The following is a 10,017-nucleotide window of genomic DNA, read 5'->3' as shown; positions in this document are numbered from 1 at the left end:
AAAGAACTATGGCGGAGCCGGAGATGACCACTTACGGACCCTTTCTCTGAAATCCGACGGATATATTATCGGTGGTGAATCAAGATCAGAGAGATCCGGCAACAAGACCACAGGAATAGAAGAAGGCACAGACTTATGGCTGGTTGCCCTTGATGAACGCGGCAATGAACAGTGGCAGAAATCTTACAATTTTAAAAACCGTGATATCCTGATGGGAATGAATGTTCTTCATTCAGCAGATGATAAAGGAACCAGGGGAATTCTTTTAGGAGGCTACACCCAGGCAGAAGGAAGGATAGAAACCGGGGATGAAACCTTCTGGATGCTGTACCTGGATGGCAATGGCCATGAACAGTGGAGAAAGCATGTGAAAGGGGAATCTAAAAAGAAGGAGGAAAGGCTTTCAGATCTGAGGCTGAACCGGGATGGCTCGATTATCCTTGCAGGAACCAGTGCAGAAGAGTTGGGGAAAGAGAACTGGAAGATCGTAAAGCTTGGAGACAAACAGGTAGACCAGCTGATCGAGAAACATGACATTAAGATCTATCCGAACCCGGTATCTGATTATGCCTATGTGGAAATAGGTTTTGACTTTAAAGATGCTCAAATTACAGTTTACGATATGAGCGGAAGACAGCTCCAAAGCCTCACAACAAAGAATTCTGTAACGAAGATCAATACTCAGGCTTTGGTACAGGGAGCTTACCTGGTGACTATAAAAACTAATAATAACAAAACAGCGAATGCTAAACTGATTAAGAAATAACAGATGAAAAAATATTTTACTTTTTCCGCATTGACTTTAGCGGTGTATTTTCTGCATGCACAGATCAACAGCGGAAAGCCATACAGTCCTACAATTTTCAGCAACAGTCCTATTGCGGCGAGCTTAGGACAGTATAATCCGGCCTCAATAGATTTATTTTCCGGACAACCCAATATCAGCTTTAATCTTTTTAGCTTTTCGAGGGAAGGATATGATCTGAGCCTGGATCTCTCCTATAACCTGGCATCAATAAAGCCTGATATTTTACCTACATGGACAGGCGCGGGATGGAACCTTAATGCAGGTGGAGTGATCACCCGTTCTGTGAATGGCGGTGTGGATGAAGTGATGGTGGGTATGAGTGGTGAGCCTGTACCAAACAGATATTCTTACTATGATAATTTTAACTCGCTGGATAATGACCAGTGGGATAGCACTCCAGCATTAACGGATTTTATCAATAACAACCGTTCCATTGGAGGTGGAACCAGGACAGCATATCCTGCACCTGATGAATTCAACTTCAATGTGAATGGAATGTCAGGGACTTTCTACAAAGACCATAAAGGAAAATGGGTGATTGCATCCGGAGATTTTAAAGACATTAAAATTGAAGATGAACTGGCCACAGACTTTTCTTTATATGAAGATGGACGCCACGCCATTAATAGTAAAACTCATAAAATCAAAAGGATTATTTATGGTTTTACATTGACTGACCAAAAAGGAATCCGCTATATCTTCGGTAAAACGCCTCAGTCCATTGAATTTTCCGCAACACCTTATATTACGCCCACAGATCCATATAATCCACATTTTATTGCCAATTCATGGTTTTTGACAAAGGTTATCCTGCCAAGTAATTTTGAGATCACCTTTAATTATTTGCGGGAAGATAAAGCCTTGTTTAAGATGCACCATACTTTTGCATCAATGGATTATAAGGTAGACAATGTAACTGCCGGCGGGCAGCAGAAAATAACTAAAAATCCTGAACGTACTTTTGTGGTCTATCCAAAAGATATCAATATCAATAATATTTATACAATAGAGTTTCTTAAAAGTACAGCAAATGTTGCGCAGTATAATTTTACTGATATAAGCAATACCCAATGGAATTCTTCTTTCGGATATGATTATCATTTCCGCGGAGATATCATGGCTGCAAAACAATTTTATAAGCTGGATAAAATTTCTATTAAAAAGGATTCAGTGATTGAAGAGGTGAGTTTTTCCTACCTGGAGGATCCTGCTAAAAAATTATTCCTGACAGGCTTTAACAGAAATGGACAGTCATATCAGCTGGAATATTACTCTACGGACTTACCTGGGTTTAACCTGATGAAAAATGATCATTGGGGATATTTTAACAACAAAACTTACCTGGGTACAGTTACTCCGGCCAATGGAACCAAATATTCGCTTGATCAGATGAAAAATGTACTGCCTGCCTATAAGGAAACTGATCCGGCCCAATTAACCCTGGGAGTACTGAAAAAGATTATTTACCCGACAAAAGGTTCTAATGAATTTGTGTATGAACCACATGATTACAGCAAGGTCATTGATGTACAAAACACAGCGCCTTATGAATTTGTCCTGGAATCTTCTGTCAACAAAATTGCCGGAGGTCTCCGGATTAAGAAAACAATAACCGCCCCCGGGGATGGCCAGAATATTGTAAAGGAATATTTTTATACCGATACAGGAATCACAACGGGAGCTTCCTCAGGAATATTGTCTGCCAAACCGGTTCATTTTGAAGAGGACCGGAACAGTACTGCACATGAATACCGTTTTGCTGATATGCCGGTTCTTCAGGATAATAATACAAAGGGGAAGCATGTGGTCTACAGTAAGGTGACAGAAAGAGTGGGGGGAACAGATTTGGGAGGTACCACCGAATATGTTTTTTCCAACAGTGATAACGGGTTTATCGACAAACGGGCCAATACCATTGCCTTTATATCTTTTGGAAACCAGGCCACCTATAATACGCTGAGGCACCTTAAATACAATTCCCTGGAATCTGAAAGAGGCAAACCCCTGAGTGTGACCAAAAAAGACAAGGACGGCAAAATAGTACAAAAAACAACCTATAAATACAACGATGCCCCTGCCAGGTTTAACAGTACAGTCAGGGCTTACGACTTTCAGGACAATGTGTATGGTGAACCTATTTCTCACGGGGCATTTACCCAGCTGAATGGAATGGCTGAATTGATCCGGTTATCTGCCTATAATATTTACAGCTATAACCCTTACCTGAGTGAAAAACAAGATGTGTATTACAAAGATAATGTTCCTTCTGTAACCGAGACCACAAAATATGCTTATGGGAGCAGTCAGCATAACCAGTTGACATCTCTTGTTTTTACCGACACCACGGGTTCCCTTACCACTTCCAGCTTTAGCTATGCCCATGAAAAGGGGAATCAGCTGATGATTGCAAAAAATATGATTGGAATTCCTCTGGAAACCATTAATACCAAAACAGAAGGTACAGTAAGTAAAACATTGTCAAAAACAGGAACCACTTACCCTTTGAACCAGACCGAAGCCAATACTAAAACAGCAGGTTTTGTTTTACCTACCTCTGTTTTATCGTACGATCTCCAGAACAGTAATTCTTCTTTTGCCGAAATTACCTACGACAAATATGACCTGAAAGGTAACCTGCAGCAATATACTACAAAAGAGGGTATTCCTGTATCAGTCATTTGGGGGTATAACAATACCCAGCCCATTGCCAAGATAGAGGGAGCTCTGTTATCTGAGATTCCGCAGGCATTAATCACGGAGATTGTTACCGCATCAGATACTGATGCAGCAGCAGTAACTAACAGTGATGAAACCGCCCTTCTGCTGGCGCTGGATAATTTCAGGAAACACAGCAGCCTGTCTGCATTTCAGGTCACGACCTATACCTATGATCTTCTGGTTGGGGTAAGAAGCATCACGCCGCCATCAGGTGTAAGAGAGCTGTACCTCTACGATACGGCTAACCGCTTGGAGAAAGTAGTGGACGTGAATGGGAATATGCTGAAGGAAATAAAATATAATTATAAAAACTAATACACGATGAAAAGAATTATAATTCCGATTAGTATGTTGTGTTTTGGCTTATCAAATGCCCAGACCACAACAGAAAACTATATACAAAGCAGGACCTATTTAGAGCCTGTAACCGCTAGCAGCACCACAGCTAAACAGATCAACACGGTCCAGTATTTTGACGGACTGGGCAGGCCCAAGCAGGTGGTGAATGTAAAAGCTTCCCCTCTGGGCAGGGATGTGGTCACCCACATCGAATATGACCAGTTTGGAAGACAGGTAAAGGATTATTTACCGGTTCCCCAGCCTGGTACGTTGAACGGGGCAATCGTTCCCAATCCATTGGCCAATGCAACGCAGCCTTCTTTGTATGGATCAGAGAAGATCTATGCAGAGAAGATACTGGAGAACTCTCCGTTAGACCGTATCCAGCAGCAGATCCAGGTAGGAAATGCATGGAGCAGTAAACCTGTGAAGTTTACCTATGAAACAAATGCTGCGAATGAGGTAAAAAAATTCATTGCTACCGCAGTCTGGTCAAATGGTACTACAGCATCAACCATTAGCAGCACTATTGAGAATTACCCTGCCAATCAGTTGTATAAGAATATAGTAACTGATGAAGACGGAAACCAGACCATAGAGTTTAAGAATGGCCAGGGCCAGGTTATTCTGGTACGAAAAGTACTGAGTGCTACGGAAAATGCGGATACGTATTATGTTTATAATGATTATAACCAGCTTGCTGTTGTAATTTCTCCTATGGGAGTAAATGCGATCAATGCCTTGGCGGCGGGAACTGTAATTCCTAATAATATCCTCAATGGGATGTGCTATCTGTATCGTTATGACGGCAAGAACAGGGTGGTGCTTAAGAAGGTTCCGCATAAGGGATGGGAATATATAATCTATGATAAGGCAGGCCGTGTGATCATGACGCAAGATGCTGTTATGGGAGCTTCCAAACAATGGCTTTTTACCAAGTATGATGCATTTGGGAGGGTAGCTTATACCGGAATTTATACTTCTGCCCAGGCTTATGGTCCGGGAGGAAGGCAGGCTGAACAGGCTGCTGCAGACGCACTTGCCAGTAATACGGTGAAGCGAACATCGGCAGTAGGGTTTACGGATTCCAGCGGGATGCAGCTGTACTATGACAATACAGCTTCTACGAGCTATCCCAGTACAGGAATTAAGGTTCTGAGTATTAATTACTATGACACCTATCCGGGTTATAGCTTTAACCCGTCTTTTCCGGCAGATATTCTGGGAGAACCAACAATGCCTCAGGATCCTAATATTATAGCAGGAGCAAGGAGTACGAAAGGACTTCCGGTAATGAGCTTTGTTAAAAATGTAGAAAATGACAACTGGACCCGGAATTATAGTTATTATGACCGGAAAGGAAGGGTCATTGGAACTTATTCCATCAATCATCTGGGAGGGTATACCAGAACTGATATGCAGCTTGATTTTGCCGGAACTCCTTTGAAAACCATAACTTCACATCAGAGAAAGCAGGGAGAAGAAGGGGTTACGGTAAAGGAACGTTTTGTATATGACACCCAAAACCGTCTGAAACAGCATTACCATCAGGTGGATAATCTGCCTGAAGAGCTTCTTGCAGAACATACTTATAATGAACTTTCCCAGCTGTCCAACAAAAAAGTGGGCAATAACCTGCAGAGTATAGATTACGCTTATAACATCAGAGGCTGGATGACCGATATCAATAAAAATGATATGTCTGTGGCCAATTTAGGCGGAAAGCTGTTTGCTTACAAAATAAAATATAACCAGAAGGATGGAATTACCAATCCGGATACTGCATTATTCCCCGGTAAAAATGTAGAAGCAAAATTTAATGGTAATATCACAGAAGTAGACTGGAGAGCAGTGGAAACTGTAGGGGTTAATCCATCCCTGACTCCTAAACGTTACGGCTACGCCTATGATAAGCTCAATAGGCTAACAGCAGGTTTCTATCAGAATCCATCCAATCCTAACAGCAGGGAACATACCGAATCCATCAGTTATGATATCAACGGCAATATCAAGGATCTTTACAGGACCTCATTGTTACAAAGCGGAAGTACAGCTGCTACGGTTATTGACAGGTTAAGTTATACCTATATCGGAAATCAGCTGAGCAAAGTGGTAGATTCTGCCCAGAACCCAACGGGATATGAGGGAGGTGGGAATGTGATCACCTATACTGCAAATGGCAGTATGAAAGACTTTAAAGACAGAGGAATTACCTCTATACAATATAATCACCTTGAATTACCTGATATTCTGAATCTTACCAGGCAGGACGGAATAGAAAATGTTACGATAAATACGGTATATGATGCGGGCGGATTAAAACTTCAGAAAATAAACAATACCGTGATCAACGGGGTAGCCGGTCCTACAACAACAAGGTATACAACAGATTATCTGGACGGGTTCCAGTATACCAAAAAAGAGTTTGTAACTTCCGGAGGCTCAGAATCTTTTTCCGAAACAGCATATGCTATGGAAAGGGAAGCTTATACCAGTGAATTGCCGGTGGGGCCTATAGAATCCGAGGATGGTATCAATCCACCGATTCTTCCGCCGCCGTTACGAGCTAAAACAGGAGATCTTCAGTTTTTCGGAACGTCTGAAGGCTATTTTGATTATGAAAAAGATCAGTATATTTACCAGTACAAAGATCATTTGGGCAATGTAAGGGTAAGTTTTGGAAAAAACAGCGCAGGCGCTCTTGAAATCACTGATGCCAATGATTATTATCCATTTGGAATGAACCACCTGAAAACAGGAAATTCTTACTTTGGTAGTGGTAGTTATAAAAACTACAAATACAACAGCAAGGAGTTACAAGAAACAGGAATGTATGATTATGGAGCAAGGATGTATATGGCTGATCTAGGTAGATGGGGAGTAGTGGATCCGCTAGCGGAACAATATCGTAGATGGTCACCGTACAACTATGCAGTAAATAATCCAATGAATTTTATTGACCCTGATGGTCGTGGTGTGGAAAGTACTCATACAGATAAATTTGGAAATGTTGTTATGGTTGCCAACGATGGAGATAATGGGGTGTATAAGCATTCTGGAGATACTCAGGATACATTGAAAGAGCTAGGTAAATATAATTCTGAAAGTAATACATCTGCTGGAGGAGAAAGAATGGGAGAAACTGAGTTTTGGGATGAATTTGTTGATCCCGACACTAATATGGCAGCAGGAACAATACACTTTGGAAATGAGCAAAGCTGGGACCCTTTAGTAGTAGATGCTAATGAATATTCTAAAAAAGTAGGATTACAGCAAACAATGGAAGAATCTAAATTACATCAAGGGCTTGATATTAAAAATAATAAAGATTGGTCTTCAGAAGGTCCTATGACTGGAAGATTATTAAATGGGAAATATGCTACTGGGAGATCTGCAGGTAATTATTTAGCTGGACTAAATGGGGTTACTTCTACACTTCGAGGTTTTAATATAAGTGGCTCAACATATATGAAAATGGCAGGAGCTTATCAGAAAGGATTAATAAGTACACCAAACAAGATTCTTAACTATAATCTTATTGGTAGTGTATTATTCTTTGGTAATAGTTATGGTCCGGCACCATATTATGGTGAAGAACCATATTCTGGACGGAGAATTTTGGAAGGTATAAAAGCAGGTGAAAAGGCAAACAATAAATAACATTATGAAAAATTATCATTATATAATATCATTATTTTTATTAAGTATAATATCTTGTAGTAATGATTTAGGAAGTCAGCAATTAAATCAAAGTGAAATAGTTTCTAGCAAAGGAGAAAGAATATATATATCGACAATTAACTTAGGTGTTACTGGTGATAAACAATTTACAGTAATAACAGATAAAAAAATAATGGATGTAAAAGATTTTGATAAAACTAATAGTTTAAAAGGTCTAGACCCTTTTATATATAGTTTTTCTAATGATACATTGAATTTATATTTTAGAAATTCTGTTAGGTATAAAGTTCCATTTAACACTGAATCTATAAAAGTTGATTACTTTGAATTGAATAATGCTGATTATATAGAATTGTATAAAAAAACCTTTGAAAATAAGCTATATCATTCTGTACCCAATCATAATGATTCAGGTGGTTATCCTAATATGCTAAAGCCCCCTAAAGAAAATTCCAAATAAACAAAAACTACCGCAATTGCGGTGGTTTTCTTGTTCTGTTTTCAAATATAAAACAGAACAATATAAATAAATCTTTGGGATAATGTTTAGAGCTATTTGGGCAATGTAAGGGTAAGTTTTGGAAAAAACAGCGCAGGCGCTCTTGAAATCACCGATGCCAATGATTATTATCCATTTGGAATGAACCACCTCAATACTGGTAATGCATTCTTTGGTCGGGATACTTATAAGAATTATAAGTACAATGGCAAGGAATTGCAGGAGACGGGAATGTATGATTATGGAGCGAGAATGTATATGGCGGATTTAGGAAGATGGGGTGTGGTTGATCCGTTGGCGGAGCAGTATCGAAGGTGGTCACCTTACAACTATGTAATGAATAATCCATTGAGATATATTGATCCCGATGGTCGCGGAACAGAAAGTACACACACAGATAAATTTGGAAATGTTGTTGCTGTTTATAATGACGGAGATTTAGGTGTTTACCGTCATAATGGTAATACGGAAGATATCAAACAGGAACTTAATGAAAAATATTCTAAAGAAAATACTTCTGGAGGCGGAGAGAATGGGAAGAACACTTGTTTGGAACTCTTTTACAGAATTCGATGGAAGTGGTAAGGCAGCTGGTAAAATAAATTTTGGTTCTTATCAGGCTAGAGATTGGCTGGCAGACTTCAGTAAAGCAATGTCTATTGATAATGAATTTAAAGGAGGATTTTTTGCAAGATTGGGTTACGCCTGGAATGGAGGTAATGGAAATAAGTTTGATTATAAGACACAAAATGGTGGCGGGTTATACGCTGGCTCACAAATAGCAGAAGGGGTATACGTTTCAGCCAGAGATGTTGGAAACTTTGCAGCAGGAAGGGCAGCTGCAATCACAGGACAAGATAAAATGGATTTTATGTTGAACGCAGGAGGATTTAATCTATCAGGGAATAGTAAAATGGGGCTAATTTTTAACAATTCGTATTGGAAAAATGAAGCACTAAAAGAGGGCTTCCCTGATTATGGCGAGCATTTTAATTCAAATCTATTTCAGCGTTTTGGTTATGAGAATATAACAACTGCTGAAGAAATAATTAAAAAAAGTAAATTAATATGGGGAGATCGAAAATAATAAATATCTGTTTACTTTTACTACTATTGTTATCTATTATTGGATGTCAACGGGCTGGTTTTGATAAATTTGAAGGCCCAAATTTTTCTTATCAAATAGGTGCTAACAAAAAAGATATAATCCGTCTTAGATTTACAACAGATGAAGGAGCAGCATCTATTCAACTTTTTGACACAAACGGTAGATTTAGAGAAGAAGCAATCATCGCCCAAAGTTGGCCATTCCAAATAACTGCAATAAAAAATAACACAATTCAATTGACTTATTTCGTTGGCGAACGTGATCTTAAGATATTTCTAAATTGGTTCAAGAAAAAGAAAACCAAATATTATCCTACTAAAATAGGTAATTATTCAATTCTTTATACCTATGAAATACGAAATGAATTCAACATAGATCAAAATCCAGTACAGGTAGATTCGCTGTATATTGATAAGAACACCCAAATAATGTCTTTATTTTTACAACAGAAATTAATTGTTAAAGAGCCAATGTATTTGTTCTGGGTTAAATCTTCCGAATTAGATCTTTACGATTCGGTACATAAATCAAATATCCCCTTTATATTTGTTGGCAATAAGAATATTACTGAGGATTACTTAAAAAAAATCCTTGCTTTGTATTAAGAGTTGTTATGACACTATACTGCTGTGTGCTAAGCAAATAATATCACAAACCGCTACTTAAAGCAGTGGTTTGTGTCTTATCAAATCAAAAAGTGTAGGGTCACTTATCCCAGAAAAGTGACGGAAGCCTTGACATAAGGGATACTAACAATTATTATCCATTCGGATTAAACCACATAGGAGGAATAAAAGGTTATATAGGAAGTTACTTAAGCTATAAATACAATGGCAAGGAATTACAGGAATCCGGTTTCTATGA

7 protein-coding genes are annotated in these 10,017 nt (G+C 39.0%); all 7 read left to right on the top strand.

Annotated elements, in window-relative coordinates; translation table 11 throughout:
* On the top strand, positions 1-766 hold a 766-nt coding region (locus tag DRF59_RS20545; RefSeq protein ID WP_133297277.1), incomplete at its 5' end, for a T9SS type A sorting domain-containing protein.
* Between the two features lie 3 nt (positions 767-769).
* Complete coding sequence (locus DRF59_RS20540) at positions 770-3,841, top strand: hypothetical protein (protein ID WP_115964468.1); 3,072 nt, start codon at positions 770-772, stop codon at positions 3,839-3,841.
* Between the two features lie 6 nt (positions 3,842-3,847).
* Positions 3,848-7,525: a DUF6443 domain-containing protein gene (locus tag DRF59_RS20535; RefSeq protein WP_115964466.1), complete on the top strand. Its 3,678-nt coding sequence runs from the start codon at positions 3,848-3,850 to the stop codon at positions 7,523-7,525.
* A gap of 4 nt (positions 7,526-7,529) precedes the next feature.
* Positions 7,530-8,006, top strand: coding sequence for a hypothetical protein (locus tag DRF59_RS20530; protein ID WP_123873724.1), 477 nt, complete (start codon positions 7,530-7,532; stop codon positions 8,004-8,006).
* A 96-nt stretch (positions 8,007-8,102) separates the two neighbouring features.
* The gene (locus DRF59_RS20525; RefSeq protein WP_241505649.1) at positions 8,103-8,630 is read left to right on the top strand and encodes an RHS repeat-associated core domain-containing protein; all 528 of its coding nucleotides are present in this window, start codon (positions 8,103-8,105) and stop codon (positions 8,628-8,630) included.
* Positions 8,536-9,132 carry a hypothetical protein gene (locus DRF59_RS20520; RefSeq protein ID WP_123873723.1) on the top strand — a complete coding sequence of 199 codons (597 nt, stop codon included), beginning with the start codon at positions 8,536-8,538 and terminating at the stop codon, positions 9,130-9,132. The genes DRF59_RS20525 and DRF59_RS20520 overlap by 95 nt, the downstream gene beginning before the upstream one ends.
* Entirely contained in the window at positions 9,114-9,758 is a 645-nt protein-coding gene (locus tag DRF59_RS20515) for a hypothetical protein (protein WP_115964461.1), read from the top strand. Before DRF59_RS20520 ends, DRF59_RS20515 begins: the two co-directional genes overlap by 19 nt.
* Positions 9,759-10,017: the final 259 nt, after the last annotated feature.

Source organism: Chryseobacterium flavum (genome assembly GCF_003385595.1).
GTDB classification, from domain to species: Bacteria; Bacteroidota; Bacteroidia; order Flavobacteriales; family Weeksellaceae; genus Chryseobacterium; species Chryseobacterium flavum.
The sequence above is the reverse complement of the archived record's forward strand: the minus strand, read 5'-3'. Positions and strand labels throughout refer to the sequence as shown.